This is a genomic window from Streptomyces sp. DSM 116793 (genome assembly GCF_057320905.1).
In genome coordinates, this window is the sequence record NZ_CM170494.1 from 4980063 (window position 1) to 4997478 (window position 17416).

A 17416-nucleotide genomic window follows, 5' to 3' on the forward strand; every position below is an offset into this window, starting at 1 on the left:
AAAGCGGAAATGGAAGCCGAGGCTCCGCTGTTGCTGCCCACAGGAGGAAACCGCACATCCTCCCCTGAGCCATGCCCGAGCAGCCCCACCCGCCAGGCCACCGCGGAGCAGAACGCACCAACCCGTACCACCGCGTAACGCTCAGCAACAACGCAACAGCAACGCAACGACGCAACACGTAACAACACGCAACACCCGCAACACCCGGCCACCCCGAGGCGAAGCGGATGGCCGAGGCGCACGGCCGACCGAGCGGCACGACAGGCCGCGGCACGCAAGGAGGACACCAGGTGACCCGTCACGTGACCAGGCTCGGACGCCGCGCATCAGGCGCCCCCGCCCGGCTCCGCCTGCCGGGCGGCCCCCGCAGGCCCCGCCGGGTGGCCATGCTCAGCGTCCACACCTCCCCCCTCCACCAGCCGGGCACGGGCGACGCAGGCGGCATGAACGTCTACATCGTGGAACTGGCCCGCCGCCTCGCCACCCTCGGCATCGACGTCGAGATCTTCACCCGCGCCACCAGCGGCAGCCTCCCGCCCACCGTCGAGCTCACGCCCGGCGTCCTGGTGCACCACGTGGACGCCGGCCCTTACGGCGGCCTGACCAAGGAGGAGCTGCCGGCCCAGCTCTGCGCCTTCACGCACGGCGTCCTGCAGGCCTGGGCCGACCACCGCCCGGGCCACTACGACCTCGTGCACTCCCACTACTGGCTCTCCGGCCAGGTCGGCTGGCTGCTCGCCCAGCGCTGGGGCGTCCCCCAGGTGCACGCCATGCACACCATGGCCAAGGTCAAGAACGCCGCCCTGGCCGACGGCGACACCCCGGAGCCCGCGGCCCGCGTGATCGGCGAGACGCAGGTGGTCCACGCCGCCGACCGGCTCGTCGCCAACACCGCGGGGGAGGCCGACGAGCTGGTGCGTCACTATGCCGCAGACCCGGCGAAGGTCGCCGTCGTGCACCCCGGCGTCAACCTGGACGTCTTCCGGCCCGCGGACGGCCGCGCCGCCGCCCGCGCCCGCCTCGGCCTGCCGCAGGACGCCCTGATCCCGCTCTTCGCCGGCCGCATACAGCCCCTGAAGGGCCCCGACGTGCTGCTGCGCGCCGTCGGCGTGCTCCTGGAGGAGCGCCCGGAGCTGCGTTCACGCATCGTCGTCCCCGTGGTGGGCGGCCCGAGCGGCACCGGCCTCGCCAAGCCGGAGCGGTTGCAGAAGCTCGCCGCGCTGCTCGGCATCGCGGACGTGGTCCGCTTCCGGCCGCCGGTGCGTCAGGACGAGCTGGCGGACTGGTTCCGGGCCGCCTCACTGCTCGTCATGCCGTCGTACAGCGAATCGTTCGGCCTGGTGGCCGTGGAGGCGCAGGCGGCGGGTACGCCCGTGCTCGCGGCGGCGGTCGGCGGGCTGCCGGTCGCGGTCCGCGACGGGGCCACCGGCTTCCTCGTCCAGGGCCACGAACCGGCGGCGTACGCGCGCGTGCTAGCCGATTTCGCCGATGATCCGTCCCTGACGGACCGGCTCGGCGGGGCGGCCGCCCAGCACGCACAGTCCTTCGGCTGGGGCACCGCGGCCTCCGCCACGGCGGCCGTCTACACGGCCGCCCTCCAGGACCACCGCCACCGCGTCCGCAGCCACACCGGCTGACGCGGCCCAGCACAGAGCGGCACACAGCCGCCGGGCGGCCCGCCTGAGACCTCACGAAGAGGCGCTGGGACCGTCCCAAGCCCCAAGACGACCCACGAAGGCCCCAGACCACCCCGCGCCCAAGACCACCCCCGCGCCCAAGACCACCCCCAAGCCGGTCAAGACCCACTTCCACCGCCCCCCTCCCGTACCCTCGCCCCATGGGCGACGCGCAGACCAGGGCCATGGAGTGCATCGAGGCGACCCTCCGGGGCGCCGACCTCGCATGGGAGAGCCCCGAACGCGGCAGCTACGTCGTGCAGCTTCCGGGCACCAGGAAGCTGTCCACCACGCTCTCGCTGATCGTCGGCCGCCACGCGCTCTCCCTGAACGCGTTCGTGATCCGGCGCCCGGACGAGAACGAGGAGGGCGTGCACCGCTGGCTGCTGGAGCACAACCTCAAGCTGTACGGGGTGAGTTACGCGATCGACCGGCTCGGCGACGTCTACCTGGTCGGCAAGCTGCCGCTGGGCGCGGTCACCGAGGACGAGCTCGACCGGCTGCTCGGCTCGGTGCTCGAGGCGGCGGACGGCAGCTTCAACACGCTCCTGGAGCTGGGGTTCGCCTCGGCGATCCGCAAGGAGTACGCCTGGCGGGTGTCCCGCGGCGAATCCACCCGCAATCTGGCGGCGTTCACACATCTGACCCAGCGTCCCACCTCCTGACGCCGTTCCCACCGTCCGCGAGAGGCTTCCGCACCGCGCCGGCCCACCCCGCCCGCGCCGGGCCGGCCCGGGCGAACCCGGTCGAACCCGGGCCGGCCGAGGTGGAATTGACGCGTCCATGCAGCGATTGGTGTGGCAGGCTGGGCAGCCGGAGACAACGGAACCCAGCCGTGGTCACACCGACCGCCCAGGGCCCGCCGCGCCGGCCGGGGGCGGCGGGGCCGCGCAGAGCAGCCCGGGAGCGCCCTCATGACGGCAGGAAGGCCCAAGCCGCAGGTCGACACCAGCAAGCCGCATCCGGCGCGGGTCTACGACTACATGCTGGGCGGCAAGGACCACTACAAGGTGGACCGGCTGGTGGGCGAGAAGCTGCCGAAGATCGCGCACCGCAGCGCACGGCTCAACCGGGCCTTCATGCACCGCGCCGTGGCGTGGGCGGCCCGGCAGGGCATCGACCAGTTCCTGGACGTCGGCACCGGCATACCCACCGAGCCCAACCTCCACCAGGTCGTCCAGGAGATCGTCCCGTCCGCCCGGATCGCCTACGCGGACAACGACCCGATCGTGCTGCGGCACGCGGAGGCCCTGCTGGTGGGCACCCCGGAGGGCGCCACGCACTACATCCAGGCGGACGTCCGCGACCCGCGCACGATCCTGTCGGGCGCCGCGGAGGTCCTGGACTTCACGCGCCCCGTCGCGCTGTCCCTGCTCGCCCTGCTGCACTTCATCGGCGACGACGAGGACCCCTACGGCCTCGTCCGCACCCTCGTCGACGCCCTGGCGCCCGGCAGTGCCCTGATCTTCTCGCACGGTACCTACGACCCGTACCCGGAGCTGGCCGACCGCATCGGCAGCGCCTACGGGGAGGGCGGCATCACGCTGCGCGCCCGCACCCGCGCCGAGGTGGAGCGCTTCTTCGACGGCCTGGACCTCGTCCCCCCGGGCCTGGTCACCACCTGCGAGTGGTACCAGGGCACCCCGGCCCCGAAGTTCGAGGTCAACGGCGTCTACGCGGGAGTGGCCCGCATCCCCGAACCCCCGGCCACCGCCACCTGAGCACATGGCCGAGCCCGCGGCAGCCGGTGATCCCGCGGACGGGCCGGCCCGTGACGCGGGCGAGGGTCACGAAGCCGGCGTCCTGGTGGAGCACGGTCGGCCTGGCGCGCCGGGCGGTGGCCGCGACGGGCGGGCCCACCGGGCCCGCGCACTGGTGCGGGCCGCGGTCGGCCGGGTTCCGCCGGAGCTCGGCGGCATCCTGCCGGGCGCCGTCCCGCACCGGGCGGGAGGGGGAAGGATCAGGCCGCGGCCTCCGTCGGCCGGGTCTCCGGGGAGGGGTCAGGGGACGGGTGAGGGGCGCGGGGCAGGCCGCGCATCAGGAGGGCGTAGCCGAGGGCGGCCAGCGTGCCGACGGCCGCGCAGGCGGCCCAGAGGCTGGCCGCGCCGAAGTGGTCGATCGCCAGGCCGGACATCAGGGGCGCGGCGAGCGACGCCACCGACCAGGACAGCGTGTACATGCCCTGGTAGCGGCCGCGGGCGTGGATGGGGGAGAGGCGGACGACCAGGCCGGTCTGGGTGGGCGCGTTGATGATCTCGGCGAAGGTCCACACGCACACCGTCAGCACGAAGACGGCGAGCGAGCCCGCGAAGGCGGTGAGCCCGAAGCCGTACCCCGCGAGCAGCGCGGAGACGACCAGCAGGCGCCGCGGGTCGCGGCGCTCGATGAACCGGGTGACCGGGAGCTGCACGACCACGATCAGCAGGCCGTTCACGGCGATGGCCAGGCCGTAGTCGGCCGGGCTGAAGCCCGCGCGGGACATGGCGACCGGCAGGCCCACATAGGCCTGCTGGAAGATCAGCGCGATCACGAAGGACAGCGCGACGACGCTCATGAAGCGGCCGTCCCGCAGCACGGTCCCGAGGCCCGGCTCCCCGCCCCGGCCGCCGCCGGAGCCGGCTCCGGCCCGCGCCCCCGCCCCGGTGGCCCGCCCGGCCCCGGCCGCCTTCCGCCCGGTGGGGCCGGCGGATCCCGCGGCCCCGGTGATCTGCCGTTCCCGCCGGTCCCGTTCCGACCGGTCCCGTTCCGACCGGTCCCGTTGAGACCGGTCCCGTTGAGACCGGTCTCGTTCCGACCGGTCCCGTTGAGACCGGTCTCGTTCCGACCGGTCTCGTTCCGACCGGTCCCGTTCCGACCGGTCCCGTTCGGACCGGTCCCGTTCCGGCCGGGACTCCGGCAGTTTGACGAAGACGACCACCGCGCACAGCAGCGTCATGCCCGACTCGATCAGGAACCCGACCCGGTAGCTGATCTCGGCGACGAAGCCCGCCGCCGTCGAGGAGACCGCGAAGCCGAGGTTGATCGCCCAGTAGTTCAGCGAGAACGCCCTGATGCGGTCCTCGGGGCGGACGATGTCCGCCATCATGGCCTGGACCGCGGGCCGGGAGGCGCTCGCCCCCATGCCCAGCAGCAGCGCCACCGCCGCGATCGCCACCGGGTGTGTCACAAAGCCGAGCAGGGCCACCGTCACGGCGGTCGACGTCTGCGCGACCAGCAGGGTGGGGCGCCGCCCCAGCCGGTCCGTCATCACCCCCGACCCGATCGACGCCACCACGCCGCCCAGCCCGTAGAGCGCGGCGACCAGGCCCGCGTAGGAGGCCGAGAAGCCGCGCTGTGCCGTGAGGTAGATCGCCAGGAAGGTGACGGCGAAGCCGCCCAGGCGGTTGATCAGGGTGCTGGTCCACAGCCACCAGAACGCTCTCGGGAGCCCCGACACGGACTCCCTCGCGGCCCGCGTGATCGTCTTCAGCGGCATGGCTCCCCCCACGGTGCGGCCGCGGTGCCCGCACCGCGCCGGACGGTCACCTCACGGTGACGGTAAGTGTCTCAAGTGGCATTCAGAGATTACGTTTCGGCTCGTCCGCGGTGCCACTCAATTGACGTCCGCCGTCAAACGACGCGGGGTGCGGGGCCCGTCCGGCCCGGCGGTCCGCGCAGCGGTCCCCGGGCCGGGGCGTTGCGGGGCTCGACTAGGCTCGGGCCCATGGCCGACGCACCGTACAAGCTGATTCTGCTCCGCCACGGCGAGAGCGAGTGGAACGCGAAGAACCTGTTCACCGGGTGGGTGGACGTCAACCTGAACGAGAAGGGCGAGAAGGAGGCCGTCCGCGGCGGTGAGCTGCTGCGGGAGGCGGGCCTGCTCCCCGACGTCGTGCACACCTCCGTCCAGAAGCGCGCGATCCGCACCGCGCAGCTCGCCCTGGAGGCCGCGGACCGGCTCTGGATCCCCGTGCACCGCTCCTGGCGGCTGAACGAGCGTCACTACGGGGCGCTCCAGGGCAAGGACAAGGCGCAGACGCTCGCGGAGTTCGGCGAGGAGCAGTTCATGCTCTGGCGCCGGTCGTACGACACTCCGCCGCCGCCGCTCGCGGACGACGCGGAGTTCTCGCAGCACGACGATCCCCGGTACGCGGCGGTGCCGCCGGAGCTGCGGCCGCGCACGGAGTGCCTCAAGGACGTCGTCGTGCGGATGCTGCCGTACTGGTACGACGGCATCGTTCCGGATCTGCTCGCGGGGCGCACGGTGCTCGTCGCCGCGCACGGCAACAGCCTGCGCGCGCTCGTGAAGCACTTGGACGGCATCTCCGACGCGGACATCGCGGGGCTGAACATTCCGACCGGCATTCCGCTCTCCTACGAGCTCGACGCCGAGTTCCGTCCGGTCACCAAGGGCGGCACGTACCTCGACCCCGAGGCGGCCGCGGCGGCGATCGAGGCGGTCAGGAACCAGGGCCGCAAGAAGTAAGGGGCCGCCCCGGTTCCCTCGCCGGTCACCCGGCGGCGGGGGGTGCGCCCCGGCAGGGGTACCGACACGGCCCCGCGCCCCGGAGGCGGGCCGGGGCCGAGGGAATGCGGAAGGGGCCCGCCCTGGTGGGCGGGCCCCTTCGGGGATGGGTGCGCCGCGGTGACCGTGGTGCGACGGGCACCGGCGGCGCGGAGCACGATGGCGGCGACGGGGTGGCTCAGCCGCAACGACCACCGCACTGACAGGGCGCCCCCGACTGGCAGCCGCAGCCGCAGCCCGAGCCGCAGCCGCAGGCGCCGAGCAGCGGCAGATGCCGCACCGCTTCGGGCGCACGTTCTTCTCGGGGAGCATCGGTCATCGGGGATTCGGCCATGGGGTCCTCCTCGCAGGCACGGTCTCCGTCCGCCCATTGCAGCCCCGGCGCATCGGGCGCATCAAGGGCGCATGGAGGCTTGAGGCCACGGCGCATCGGTGCGCGGACCCGGGGCGCACCGGATCCGACCGGGGGCGCATCCCCCTGCGCACCCCCGCACACGGAAGGCCCCGAAGGGTGTGAAAAGACTCATAAGCCCGCAGAAGACCCCGGGCCCACCCTGTCCGCCGAGGCGCCGGTCAGACCCCGTCCGCGCCCCCCACGGCCTGCCCCTCCGCCTGGATGCCGGGCTGCACGTCCGGTTGCAGCTCATCCGCGTGCTCGCCCGTCACCAGGTACACCACCCGCTTGGCCACCGACACCGCGTGGTCCGCGAAGCGCTCGTAGTAGCGGCCGAGCAGGGTCACGTCGACGGCCGTCTCGATGCCGTGCTTCCAGCGGTCGTCCATCAGGTGCTGGAACAGCGTCCGGTGCAGCAGGTCCATCGCGTCGTCGTCCTGCTCCAGCTGGAGCGCGAGGTCGATGTCCTTGGTGACGATGACCTCCGCGGCCTTCGCCATCAGCCGCTGCGCGAGCTGCCCCATCTCCAGGATCGTGGCGTGCAGGTCATGGGGGACCGCACGCTCCGGGAAGCGCAGCCGGGCCAGCTTGGCGACGTGCTGCGCCAGGTCGCCGGAGCGCTCCAGGTCCGCGCTCATCCGCAGCGAGGTGACCACGATCCGCAGATCGGTCGCCACCGGCTGCTGCCGCGCGAGCAGCGCGATCGCCCGTGCCTCCAGGTCGTGCTGGAGGTCGTCGATCTTCTGGTCGGCGGCGATCACGCTCTCCGCGAGCTTCAGGTCGGCGTCGAGTATGGCCGTGGTGGCGCGCCCGATCGCCGACCCGACAAGGCGGGCCATGTCGACCAGGGCCTCGCCGATCGAGTCCAGTTCCTCGTGGTACGCGTCCCGCATGTGGCTCGTCCCTCTCTGAGTCTTCCGGGGTCTTCCGGGGTCTTCCGGGTCCTGCTGACTTCTCCGGGCCCCGCCGGCCGCTGCCGGCCGCGCCGGGCGGACCGCGCCGGCACCGCCGGGCGGACCGCCGCCCCGGAACCTCCCCGGCCCGGGTGAACCCACGCTCCCATGTTCGCGTTGACACGCGACCGTTTCCGACATCGCAAATGAATCACCTTTGACCTGAAGGTGAACTCTGGGCGACGAGTGTTCGAGGTGACACCTGGACGGCTGTGGCCAGGGGCAGCGGCACGCATAACCTGGAGCCATGGACGTGAACGCGGCGGTCGCCGCAGCGACTGCGATCGCCGGTGTGTGTACCGGTGTGACCGCGACGCTGGCGTTCCGCTGGAGCGAACGCGACCAGAAGAGACCCACCCGGACCTCCCTGCACACCGACCCCGTGCTGCCCCCCGGCGTCGACACGGTCCTGTCGGTGCTCCGGTCCTCCGCGGTCGTCCTCGACGAGGCCGACGCCGTCGTCAAGGCCAGCTCCGCCGCATACGCCCTCGGTCTGGTGCGCGGTGGCCGGCTCGCCGTGGAGCCGATGCTGAAGATGGCCCGGGACACCCGCAGGGACGGCGAGATACGGCAGATCGAGCTGGACCTGCCGCGCCGCGGCACCGGCCGCGGCGAGGCGCTCGCCGTCTCCGCCCGCGTGGCGCCGCTCGGCTCCCGCCTGGTGCTGCTGCTCGTCGAGGACCTGACCGAGGCCCGCCGCATAGAGGCGGTGCGCCGGGACTTCGTGGCCAATGTGAGCCATGAGCTGAAGACGCCGGTGGGCGCGCTCTCGCTGCTCTCCGAGGCGGTCCTCGACGCGTCCGACGACCCGGAGGCCGTGGAGCGCTTCGCGGGCCGGATGCAGGTCGAGGCCACCCGCCTGACCAGCCTCGTCCAGGAGCTGATCGACCTCTCCCGGGTGCAGAACGACGACCCGCTGGAGGACGCGGAGCCGGTCCGCGTCGACGAGCTGGCGGCCGAGGCCATCGACCGCTGCCGCCACCAGGCCGGCACCAAGCACATCACCATGGCAGCGTCGATCGGGGGGCCCGCGGGGCCTTCCGCCGAGGGCGGCACCGAGGACCTCTATGTGTGGGGCAACCGCGGGCAGCTCGCCGCGGCCCTCGGCAACCTCGTGGAGAACGCCGTCAACTACAGCCCGTCCCGTACCCGGGTGGGCATCGCGGCCCGCCGGGTCTCCGCGCCGGGCGGCGACCACATCGAGATCGCCGTCACCGACCAGGGCATCGGCATCTCCGAGAAGGACAAGGAGCGCATCTTCGAGCGCTTCTACCGCGTGGACCCGGCCCGTTCCCGTGCCACCGGAGGCACCGGGCTCGGCCTCGCCATCGTCAAGCACGTGGCCGCCTCGCACGGCGGGGAGGTCACCGTGTGGAGCACCGAGGGACAGGGCTCCACATTCACTCTGCGGCTGCCGGAGGCGGGCGCGGCCCGCGCTCGTGCGCCCCGGGAGGAGCCCGCCACCGACGCTGCCGGCGACGACGCCGCGGACGACGGCGGCCCGCCCACCGAGACGACCGTCTCAGCCCCGTACGAACCCTTCACCGCCCGGGAGGTCCTTCCGTGACCCGAGTGCTCGTCGTCGAGGACGAGGAATCGTTCAGCGACGCCCTGTCCTACATGCTCCGCAAAGAGGGCTTCGAGGTCGCCGTGTCCACCACGGGCCCCGACGGCCTCGACGAGTTCGAGCGCAACGGCGCGGACCTCGTCCTGCTCGACCTGATGCTGCCCGGTCTGCCCGGCACCGAGGTCTGCCGCCAGCTGCGCAGCCGCTCCAACGTCCCGGTGATCATGGTCACCGCCAAGGACAGCGAGATCGACAAGGTCGTGGGCCTGGAGATAGGGGCCGACGACTATGTCACCAAGCCCTTCTCGTCCCGCGAACTGGTCGCCCGGATCCGCGCCGTGCTGCGCCGCCGCGGCGAGCCGGAGGAGGTCACCCCGGCCGCCCTGGAGGCGGGACCGGTCCGCATGGACGTGGACCGCCATGTGGTCACCGTCTCGGGATCCAAGGTCGACCTGCCGCTCAAGGAGTTCGACCTGCTGGAGATGCTGCTGCGCAACGCCGGCAGAGTGCTCACCCGGATGCAGCTCATCGACCGCGTCTGGGGCGCCGACTACGTGGGCGACACCAAGACGCTCGACGTGCACGTCAAGCGGCTGCGCGCCAAGATCGAGCCGGACCCGGGCGCGCCCCGCTACCTGGTGACGGTGCGCGGCCTCGGCTACAAGTTCGAGCCGTAGGCCGAACGCCGCCGCTTCGGGCCGCGTGGCGCCGCTTCGGGCCGCGTGGCGCCGCTTCGGGCCGCGTGGCGCCGCTTCGGGCCGCGTGGCGCTGCCTCGCTTCGGGCCCGCGGGCGCCGCTCAGGACGGCGGTGACGCTGATGCGGCTCGGGCCGTGGGCGCGCGGGGCGCGGGGTGCCACTTCGAGCGGCGCGGCGCTGACGCCGCTTCGAGCGGCGGATGCCGAACGCCGCGCTGCCCGGCCCCCCGTCAGGCGAGGGACCGGGTCAGGCGTGGCCTCGTCCAGGCGTGGGCCTCGGTCAGGCGCCCGGGTTCGCCGAGTCGCCGGACGACGGGGTGTTCTGGGCACCGCCTGTCGCACCGCCGTTCTGCGTGGTGCTCTCGCCGGTGCCGGTGCCGGTGCCGGTGCTGGTGCCGGTGCCGTTCTTGTCGCCGCCCTTCTGGCTGCCGTCGGCCGGCGCGCCCGAGCGGGACCCGGACGGGGTGCCGTTCGCCGACCCCGCCGGGCCCCCGGCCGGGTTCCGGGCCGGGTTGCCGGTGGGCGTCGGGGGCAGCGTGTTCGGCCCCCACGAGCTGAAGTAGCTCTGCGCCGGCACCACGAAGGTGTCGAGCTTCACCTGGCCCGTCCTGCTGAACGTGAAGGTGACGGACTGCACGTTGCCGTCCTGCACCGACTCACGTCCGCTGGTCAGCACCGCCGAGGCGTTGCCCTTGCCGCCGAGCAGCAGGGAGCCGCCCGCGGGAACCGTCAGCGGGCCCTTGCCCTTGGCGGGCTTGAGCTGGGCCTTGGCGCCGGTGCCGCCGAGGGTGATGGAGTCCAGCGTCTGGTCGGTGCGGCCGTTGTTGAAGAGCGTGGCCGTGACCACCGCCGGGCCCGGCGCGTCGAGCTTGGGCTGCGTGATGATCGTGGCGTTCTGCACCTTGACGACGCCGACGGTGGTCGCGGCGTTGTCCGGCTTGACCTCCAGCGTCTGTGCGTTGGTGCCCACGCCGCACCCGGCGAGCGTGACGATCGAGAACGCGAGGGCGGTGGCGGCGAGAGCGCCGCGTCGAAGGCTGCTGCTCACGGCGGCGGCAACTCCTTGAACGTGGGCGGTATGGAGGTCGGTTCGTCGGTGCGTCGGCACCCGGGCGGGTGCCCGGGCGGATCTCAGCGCCTTAGAGTATCGAGCCCGTTGTCGGCCGCCGCACCCGACCCGCCTCTCTCCGCCGGCCCACCCTCAGCCACGGGCCGGTGGGGCTGCCGCAGCCTCCCCCCACTGCTTCAGGGGCTTCCCCACTGCCTCAGGGCGGGGGAGGTGCCCCCGGAGGTGCCCGCAGAGGTGCCCGCAGGGCACAGCCTCTCGCCCCCTACGGGCCGCCGGTGTGTTCATGTTGTGTTCGTCGTGAGGCTCCTGTCGGCCTTTCCCATAAGAGCGGTGGACGGCCGTCCAGGGATTTCCGGTAAGGAATGCGCGAGGCGCGCAGAATTGATCAACCGGGATCCGTGATCAATTTTCGATTCGCTTCGGATGTGACTGCGATCGCCGAACGGAGTAGCGGAACTGGCCTCCGCGGAATCCGACAAAACGGGACGTTCGGCCGCTTGGATCAACCCGTCAGCGTGACGGACGCGCCGCTTTCCCGCTCCCCGTACAACCGCTCCGACCTGCGAATTCCCGTCTCCGCCAGGGCCTCCCAGCACGTCACCGAGGCTGTTGTCAAGCCCTGAGATATGCCCTGACCTGCGAAAACGCCATTCAGAAGACGCCGTTCTCGTGTTACCCTGGATAGCCACGGAAGGGGTACCTGTCACATGACGTTCAAGGTTGGCGACACCGTGGTCTATCCCCATCACGGGGCCGCGCTGATCGAGGCCATCGAAACTCGCCAGATCAAAGGCGTGGACAAGACCTACTTGGTGCTGAAGGTCGCCCAGGGCGACCTGACGGTGCGTGTGCCAGCGGACAATGCGGAGTTCGTCGGCGTGCGTGATGTGGTCGGTCAGGACGGGCTGGACCGGGTCTTCGAGGTGCTGCGCGCGCCGTACGCGGAGGAGCCCACCAACTGGTCCCGTCGTTACAAGGCAAATCTCGAGAAGCTCGCCTCCGGCGACGTGATCAAGGTCGCGGAAGTCGTCCGCGACCTGTGGCGCCGAGAGCGCGAGCGCGGACTCTCCGCAGGTGAGAAGCGGATGCTGGCCAAGGCCCGGCAGATCCTGGTCAGCGAGCTCGCCCTCGCGGAGAACACAAACGAGGACAAGGCGGAGGCCCTGCTCGACGAGGTTCTCGCGTCCTGACACACATGCTGTCGTCCTGACGTAAGCAGTGCCGCAGTGCCCGACACGCGCCAGCTGGCCGGGCGCTGCGGCATGTTCGCGCGTTTCCGGCGTGCGCCCTCGGAGGTCGTCGGGGCCCGGCCGCGGCATGCTCCGTGCGTGGGCCCACGCCCTGCGACGCGACCCCGCGCCCCGGCCCCGGGAGACACGCCCGGCACGGGACGCGTCGGCCCCGCGGCTGCGAGCCCTGATCGTCCGGTGGTGGCTGCTGTGCACGCCCGGCGAGGACTCCCTGCGCATCGGCGCCCGCGGTGGTCCTTCGGCGGGCGCCTCGGCTGGGCCGGCCGCCCCGCCGGTGCGGCCAGGGGCTGGGCCGATCGGGTAACGGAGCTGTGCGTTCCGCTGACTGCGGTGGGTGAGGCGCCGCTCACCGCAGGGACCGGCCCGCCTCCCGAATCCGGCCGGCCGCCCAACGGCCGCCGAGGGCTCGGTGACCGACATCACACGCCCACCCGGCCCGCGGGCCGGCACGCCACGGCCAACGGTGTCGGGTGTGCGGTGGTGCGGACGTGCAGTACGGTCCCGACCGCCGGTCGTCCCACCGGGGCCAGGACCCTGTCACTCACCGCCGGTGCCGCTCGGAGGCGCGGGACGCGCTTCGCTTCCGGAGTGCACCGACTGGCGTGCCGGGCCCGGGCAGCTGCCTCGACCGGTGTCACGGAAGGGGCCGGTCAAGGCGTCGCGCCCGGCACTCCCCCCAGCTCCAGGAGCGGGGGGTACGCCCAAGGCCATACCCATCCCGCCCGAGCGTACAAACCTGAACGGAACCGATGACTGACGATTCCCGTCCGGCGCGGACCGGCGGCTCCCCCGAGCCGCCCACCGCCGGTACCCAGCCGATCCCGCCGCCCACGGGCGCCCCCGCGCCACCGTTCCCCGTCGCGCCCCCCGTCGCGCCCCCCGCCGCGGCGCCCGGCGCGCGCGCGGACGCTCCCGCCCCGGGCACGGCGCCCACCGGCACCGCCCCCACCGGCACCGCCCCCACCGAGACCGCCCCCGCCCCGGCCGGCCGCCTGCCGCGCACCGCCGCCGTGATCCCCGCCGCGGGCCGGGGCGTGCGGCTCGGACCCGGGGCGCCCAAGGCGCTCAGGATGCTCAGCGGCGTTCCGATGCTGGTGCACGCGGCGCGTGCGCTGGCCGCCTCGCGCGCCGTCCAGCTCGTCGTGGTCGTCGCCCCGCCGGACGGCGCCCCCGAGGTCAAGAGCCTGCTGGACGCGCACGCGCTCCCGGAGCGCGCGGACGTCGTCGTCGTGCCCGGCGGTGACACCCGCCAGGAGTCCGTCAAGCTGGGCCTGGACGTGCTGCCCCCCGACATCGAGATCGTGCTCGTGCACGACGCGGCGCGCCCGCTGGTGCCCGTGGAGACGGTCGACGCGGTCATCGAGGCGGTGCGCGACGGGGCGCCCGCCGTGGTGCCCGCCCTGCCGCTCGCCGACACCGTCAAGGAGATCGGGCCCTGTGCTCCCGGCGAGCCGGAGCCGGTCGTCGCCACCCCCGAGCGGGCGCGGCTGCGCGCCGTCCAGACCCCGCAGGGCTTCGATCGCGCCACCATCGTCCGCGCCCACGAGGCCGTCGCGGTCAGCGGCGAGGGAGCCACGGACGACGCCGGGATGGTCGAGCGGCTCGGTGAGCCGGTCGTCCTCGTGCCCGGCCACGAGGAGGCGTTCAAGGTGACCAGGCCGCTCGACCTCGTCCTCGCCGAGGCCGTGCTCGCCCGCAGGAGGGCCAAGGATGAGTTCTGAGACGGTTTCCGGCGCCGCCGCCGTCCCGCCGCTGCCGCGGATCGGCGTCGGCACCGATGTGCACGCCTTCGAGAAGGGCCGCGAGCTGTGGTGCGCGGGGCTGCTCTGGGACGAGCGCGCCAGTGGGGGCTACGGCCTCGCGGGGCACTCCGACGGGGACGTGGCCGCGCACGCCGCGTGCGACGCGCTGTTCTCCGCGGCCGGCGTCGGCGACCTCGGCGCCCACTTCGGCACCGACCGCCCCGAGTGGGCCGGCGCCTCCGGGGTGAGCCTGCTCGCCGAGGCCGCCCGGATCGTGCGCGCCGCCGGCTTCGAGATCGGCAACGTCTCCGTCCAGGTCATCGGGGTCCGGCCCAAGATCGGCAAGCGCCGGGACGAGGCGCAGAAGGCGCTCGGCGCGGCGGTGGGTGCGCCGGTCGCCGTCTCCGGCACCACCTCGGACGGGCTCGGCCTGACCGGCCGCGGTGAGGGCCTCGCGGCGATCGCCACCGCCCTGGTCGTACCGACCGCCAGCCCGCCCGCCGCCTGACCGGCCCCGCGTTGCGCGAGTCCCGCCGGCCGGCGGGGCCCGAGGGGCGCGGGGAACCGCGCGCTCCGGTCCCACCGGCGGGTGGGTGGCGACGAGCCCGCGAAGGGCTGGCCCCGGTGGCCCGTCGCGGGGATGTCGTGTGCCGCTCGCGCAGTGTGCGGCGCCCCTCGGGGGAGGCAGGGTGGAGTCCCACGGGTCTGTGGTCGGGGGTATGGCGTTGTAAGGGGCGGGCCGTCAGGGGCGCGGGGAACTGCGCGACCAGCCACCACCGGCCGGTGGCCGGGAGGGAGTCCGCGAGGGGCTGGCCCGGTGGCCCGCCGCGGGTGTGTCGTGGTCGCCCGCGCAGTGGCCCGCGCCCCTCGGGGCACCGGGGCGCAGGCCCACCGGACGGCGAGCGGATTCGTGCCCATGCCGTGGTCATGTGCCGCGCGGCACGATGCCGCCGCAATACCACGAATCCAGGGCCACTGTTGCCGAAGGGGCTCAAGGCATCGCCTTCGGGCCACTACCCTGGAGTGGTGACTATTCGCCTGTACGACACCAGCGCCCGGCAGATCCGTGACTTCACCCCGCTCGTGCCGGGCTGCGTCTCGATCTACCTCTGTGGCGCGACCGTGCAGGCCGCCCCGCACATCGGGCACATCCGCTCCGGCCTCAACTTCGACATCATGCGCCGCTGGTTCGCCTACCGCGGCTACGACGTGACGTTCGTCCGGAACGTCACGGACATCGACGACAAGATCATCCGCAAGGCGGCCGAGCAGCACCGCCCCTGGTGGGCCATCGGCTACGAGAACGAGCGGGCGTTCAACGACGGCTATGCCGCCCTGGGCTGCCTGCCGCCCACGTACGAGCCGCGGGCCACCGGCCATGTCACCGAGATGGTGGAGATGATGCGCCGCCTCATCGACACCGGCCACGCCTACGAGGCCGACGGCAACGTCTACTTCGACGTCACGTCCTTCCCCGGCTACCTCCAGCTCTCCAACCAGGACCTGGACAACCTCCTCCAGCCGGAGGGCGAGGGCGAGACCGGCAAGCGCGACCCGCGCGACTTCGCGATGTGGAAGGCGGCCAAGCCGGGCGAGCCGAGCTGGGAGACCCCGTGGGGGCGCGGCCGGCCCGGCTGGCACCTGGAGTGCTCGGCCATGGCGCACAAGTACCTCGGCCGCGCCTTCGACATCCACGGCGGCGGCATCGACCTGATCTTCCCGCACCACGAGAACGAGATCGCCCAGGCCAAGGCCTACGGCGACGATTTCGCGCAGTACTGGGTGCACAACTCCTGGGTCACCATGAGCGGCGAGAAGATGTCCAAGTCGCTGGACAACTCGGTGCTGGTCGGCGACATGGTCAAGCACTGGCGGCCCATCGTGCTCCGCTACTACCTGGCCACCCCGCACTACCGCTCGACCATCGAGTACAGCGAGGAGGCGCTGCGCGAGGCCGAGTCCGCGTTCGCGCGGATCGAGGGTTTCGTGCAGCGGGTCACCGAGAAGGCCGGGGAGGCCGTCCCCCCGGCCGCCGAGGTGCCGCCGTCGTTCGCCGAGGCCATGGACGAGGACCTGGGCGTCCCGGGGGCCCTGGCGGTGGTGCACACCACCATCCGGCAGGGCAACAGCGCGCTCGCCGCGGACGACAAGGAGGAGGCCGTCGCCCGGCTCGCCGAAGTGCGGGCCATGCTCGGCGTCCTCGGCCTCGACCCGCTCGACGCCCACTGGTCCGACGAGAACGACCGCAGCGAGGACCTGCACGGCGTCGTCGACACGCTCGTCAGGCTCGTCCTCCAGCAGCGCGAGTCCGCCCGCGCCCGCAAGGACTGGGCCGTCGCGGACGCGATCCGCGACCAGCTCAACCAGTCGGGCCTCGTCATCGAGGACAGCCCGCAGGGGCCGCGCTGGTCCCTCGGCCCACGCTGACCGTACGGCGGCTCCTGGGGCCGCCGTACGCCGCCGTCCGAGGCGGCACCGCCCAGGGCGACCGGCGCGGCACCGCACAGCGCACCACGACCGTTCCCCGGCACCCCACCACCGTCACCACCCGCAGACGCCACCCACAGACACCACCCACAGACACCACCCACAGACAGGCAGGTCCACCACCTCATGGCCGCACAGAACCGCCGCATGTCCGGCAAGAAGGGCGCGCAGGTCGGCAGCGGCGGCAAGCGACGCCGCGGCCTGGAAGGCAAGGGCCCCACGCCGCCCGCCGAGATGCGCAAGGGCCACCCCAAGAACCGCCTCGCCCAGGCCAAGGCCAAGCGTGCCGTCGGCCGCCCCAAAGGGAGCCGCGGCGGCAAGTCGCCCGCCGAGTACGTCGTCGGCCGCAACCCCGTCGTCGAGGCGCTCCGCGAGGGCGTGCCCGCGACCACGCTGCACGTCCAGCAGTTCATCGACAACGACGAGCGGGTGCGCGAGGCACTCAAGCTCGCCGCCGAGCGGCCCGGCCTGCACCTCATGGAGGCGCCGCGCCCCGAGCTCGACCGGATGACCGGCGGCATCAACCACCAGGGCCTCGTCCTGCAGATCCCGCCGTACGAGTACGCGCACCCCGAGGACCTCACCGCCGCCGCGGCCGACGCGGGCGAGGAGCCGCTCATCGTCGCGCTCGACGGCGTCACCGACCCGCGCAACCTGGGCGCCGCGGTCCGCTCCGTCAGCGCCTTCGGCGGGCACGGCGTGGTGGTGCCCGAGCGGCGCGCCGCCGGGATGACCGCGGGCGCCTGGAAGACGTCCGCGGGCACCGCGGCCCGCACCCCCGTGGCCCGCGCCACCAACCTCACCCGGGCCCTCGTCGAGTACAAGAAGGCCGGCCTCGTGGTGGTCGGCCTCGCCGCGGACGGCGAGGCCGAGATCGGCGAACTCGACGTGTTCGACGGCCCCGTCGTCATCGTCGTCGGCAGCGAGGGCAAGGGCCTGTCCCGGCTCGTCGGCGAGACCTGCGACGTCCGCGCGCGGATCCCCATGCCCGGCGGAGCGGAGTCCCTCAACGCCGGCGTGGCGACGGGCATCGTGCTGTACGAGGCGGCACGGCGCCGCGCCTGAGGTGACCCGTGCC

General features: G+C 73.2%; 14 protein-coding genes. 11 read left to right on the forward strand and 3 right to left on the reverse strand.

Features of this window, described 5'->3' with window-relative positions:
• Window positions 1-290 precede the first annotated feature (290 nt).
• The 3 genes from mshA to ACSMXW_RS19355 all read left to right on the forward strand — a co-directional run bounded on the left by mshA (window position 291) and on the right by ACSMXW_RS19355 (window position 3397).
• On the forward strand, window positions 291-1637 hold the full coding sequence (gene mshA, locus ACSMXW_RS19345; protein ID WP_485797968.1) for a D-inositol-3-phosphate glycosyltransferase: 1347 nt from the start codon (window positions 291-293) through the stop codon (window positions 1635-1637).
• A gap of 200 nt (window positions 1638-1837) precedes the next feature.
• On the forward strand, window positions 1838-2341 hold the full coding sequence (locus tag ACSMXW_RS19350; protein ID WP_485797969.1) for a type III secretion system chaperone family protein: 504 nt from the start codon (window positions 1838-1840) through the stop codon (window positions 2339-2341).
• 249 nt (window positions 2342-2590) lie between these two features.
• Window positions 2591-3397 carry an SAM-dependent methyltransferase gene (locus ACSMXW_RS19355; protein WP_485797970.1) on the forward strand — a complete coding sequence of 269 codons (807 nt, stop codon included), beginning with the start codon at window positions 2591-2593 and terminating at the stop codon, window positions 3395-3397.
• A 239-nt stretch (window positions 3398-3636) separates the two neighbouring features.
• Here ACSMXW_RS19355 and ACSMXW_RS19360 read toward each other — a convergent pair whose 3' ends face one another.
• Window positions 3637-5151 (reverse strand): MDR family MFS transporter, encoded by a 1515-nt coding sequence (locus ACSMXW_RS19360; RefSeq protein WP_485797971.1) that lies wholly within the window; start codon window positions 5149-5151, stop codon window positions 3637-3639.
• A gap of 228 nt (window positions 5152-5379) precedes the next feature.
• Between ACSMXW_RS19360 and ACSMXW_RS19365 the strand changes: the two genes are divergently transcribed.
• A complete protein-coding gene (locus ACSMXW_RS19365; protein ID WP_485797972.1) occupies window positions 5380-6141 on the forward strand; it encodes a phosphoglyceromutase in 762 nt (253 codons plus the stop codon).
• Between the two features lie 612 nt (window positions 6142-6753).
• Here ACSMXW_RS19365 and phoU read toward each other — a convergent pair.
• The gene (gene phoU, locus ACSMXW_RS19370) at window positions 6754-7467 is read right to left on the reverse strand and encodes a phosphate signaling complex protein PhoU (RefSeq protein ID WP_485797973.1); all 714 of its coding nucleotides are present in this window, start codon (window positions 7465-7467) and stop codon (window positions 6754-6756) included.
• Window positions 7468-7774: 307 nt separating this feature from the next.
• Between phoU and phoR the strand changes: the two genes are divergently transcribed.
• Both phoR and phoP read left to right on the forward strand, forming a co-directional pair.
• A complete protein-coding gene (phoR, locus tag ACSMXW_RS19375; protein WP_485797974.1) occupies window positions 7775-9094 on the forward strand; it encodes a two-component system sensor histidine kinase PhoR in 1320 nt (439 codons plus the stop codon).
• Window positions 9091-9771, forward strand: coding sequence for a two-component system response regulator PhoP (gene phoP / locus ACSMXW_RS19380; RefSeq protein ID WP_212907729.1), 681 nt, complete (start codon window positions 9091-9093; stop codon window positions 9769-9771). Before phoR ends, phoP begins: the two co-directional genes overlap by 4 nt.
• Window positions 9772-10070: 299 nt before the next feature.
• Here the strand turns inward: phoP and ACSMXW_RS19385 are convergent, their stop codons facing one another.
• Window positions 10071-10838, reverse strand: coding sequence for a copper chaperone PCu(A)C domain-containing protein (locus ACSMXW_RS19385; protein ID WP_485797975.1), 768 nt, complete (start codon window positions 10836-10838; stop codon window positions 10071-10073).
• Window positions 10839-11566: 728 nt separating this feature from the next.
• Between ACSMXW_RS19385 and ACSMXW_RS19390 the strand changes: the two genes are divergently transcribed.
• The 5 genes from ACSMXW_RS19390 (at window position 11567) to rlmB (ending at window position 17403) form a co-directional block, all read left to right on the forward strand.
• On the forward strand, window positions 11567-12049 hold the full coding sequence (locus tag ACSMXW_RS19390; RefSeq protein WP_003953493.1) for a CarD family transcriptional regulator: 483 nt from the start codon (window positions 11567-11569) through the stop codon (window positions 12047-12049).
• A 1052-nt stretch (window positions 12050-13101) separates the two neighbouring features.
• Window positions 13102-13830, forward strand: coding sequence for a 2-C-methyl-D-erythritol 4-phosphate cytidylyltransferase (gene ispD, locus ACSMXW_RS19395; protein ID WP_485808155.1), 729 nt, complete (start codon window positions 13102-13104; stop codon window positions 13828-13830).
• Window positions 13820-14359 (forward strand): 2-C-methyl-D-erythritol 2,4-cyclodiphosphate synthase, encoded by a 540-nt coding sequence (gene ispF, locus ACSMXW_RS19400; RefSeq protein ID WP_485797976.1) that lies wholly within the window; start codon window positions 13820-13822, stop codon window positions 14357-14359. Before ispD ends, ispF begins: the two co-directional genes overlap by 11 nt.
• A 518-nt stretch (window positions 14360-14877) precedes the next feature.
• Window positions 14878-16278, forward strand: a complete 1401-nt coding sequence (gene cysS / locus ACSMXW_RS19405) for a cysteine--tRNA ligase (protein WP_485797977.1) — start codon at window positions 14878-14880, stop codon at window positions 16276-16278.
• 186 nt (window positions 16279-16464) lie between these two features.
• Window positions 16465-17403, forward strand: coding sequence for a 23S rRNA (guanosine(2251)-2'-O)-methyltransferase RlmB (gene rlmB, locus ACSMXW_RS19410; protein ID WP_485797978.1), 939 nt, complete (start codon window positions 16465-16467; stop codon window positions 17401-17403).
• Window positions 17404-17416: the final 13 nt, after the last annotated feature.

What these genes read in the sequence shown, in the direction of transcription:
- ACSMXW_RS19360 (WP_485797971.1), bottom strand. Translation starts at nt 5,151, where the DNA reads ATGCCGCTGAAGACGATCACGCGGGCCGCGAGGGAGTCCGTGTCGGGG.
- ACSMXW_RS19355 (WP_485797970.1), top strand. Translation starts at nt 2,591, where the DNA reads ATGACGGCAGGAAGGCCCAAGCCGCAGGTCGACACCAGCAAGCCGCAT.
- phoR (WP_485797974.1), top strand. Translation starts at nt 7,775, where the DNA reads ATGGACGTGAACGCGGCGGTCGCCGCAGCGACTGCGATCGCCGGTGTG.
- ACSMXW_RS19365 (WP_485797972.1), top strand. Translation starts at nt 5,380, where the DNA reads ATGGCCGACGCACCGTACAAGCTGATTCTGCTCCGCCACGGCGAGAGC.
- ACSMXW_RS19350 (WP_485797969.1), top strand. Translation starts at nt 1,838, where the DNA reads ATGGGCGACGCGCAGACCAGGGCCATGGAGTGCATCGAGGCGACCCTC.
- phoU (WP_485797973.1), bottom strand. Translation starts at nt 7,467, where the DNA reads ATGCGGGACGCGTACCACGAGGAACTGGACTCGATCGGCGAGGCCCTG.
- ACSMXW_RS19390 (WP_003953493.1), top strand. Translation starts at nt 11,567, where the DNA reads ATGACGTTCAAGGTTGGCGACACCGTGGTCTATCCCCATCACGGGGCC.
- ispF (WP_485797976.1), top strand. Translation starts at nt 13,820, where the DNA reads ATGAGTTCTGAGACGGTTTCCGGCGCCGCCGCCGTCCCGCCGCTGCCG.
- rlmB (WP_485797978.1), top strand. Translation starts at nt 16,465, where the DNA reads ATGGCCGCACAGAACCGCCGCATGTCCGGCAAGAAGGGCGCGCAGGTC.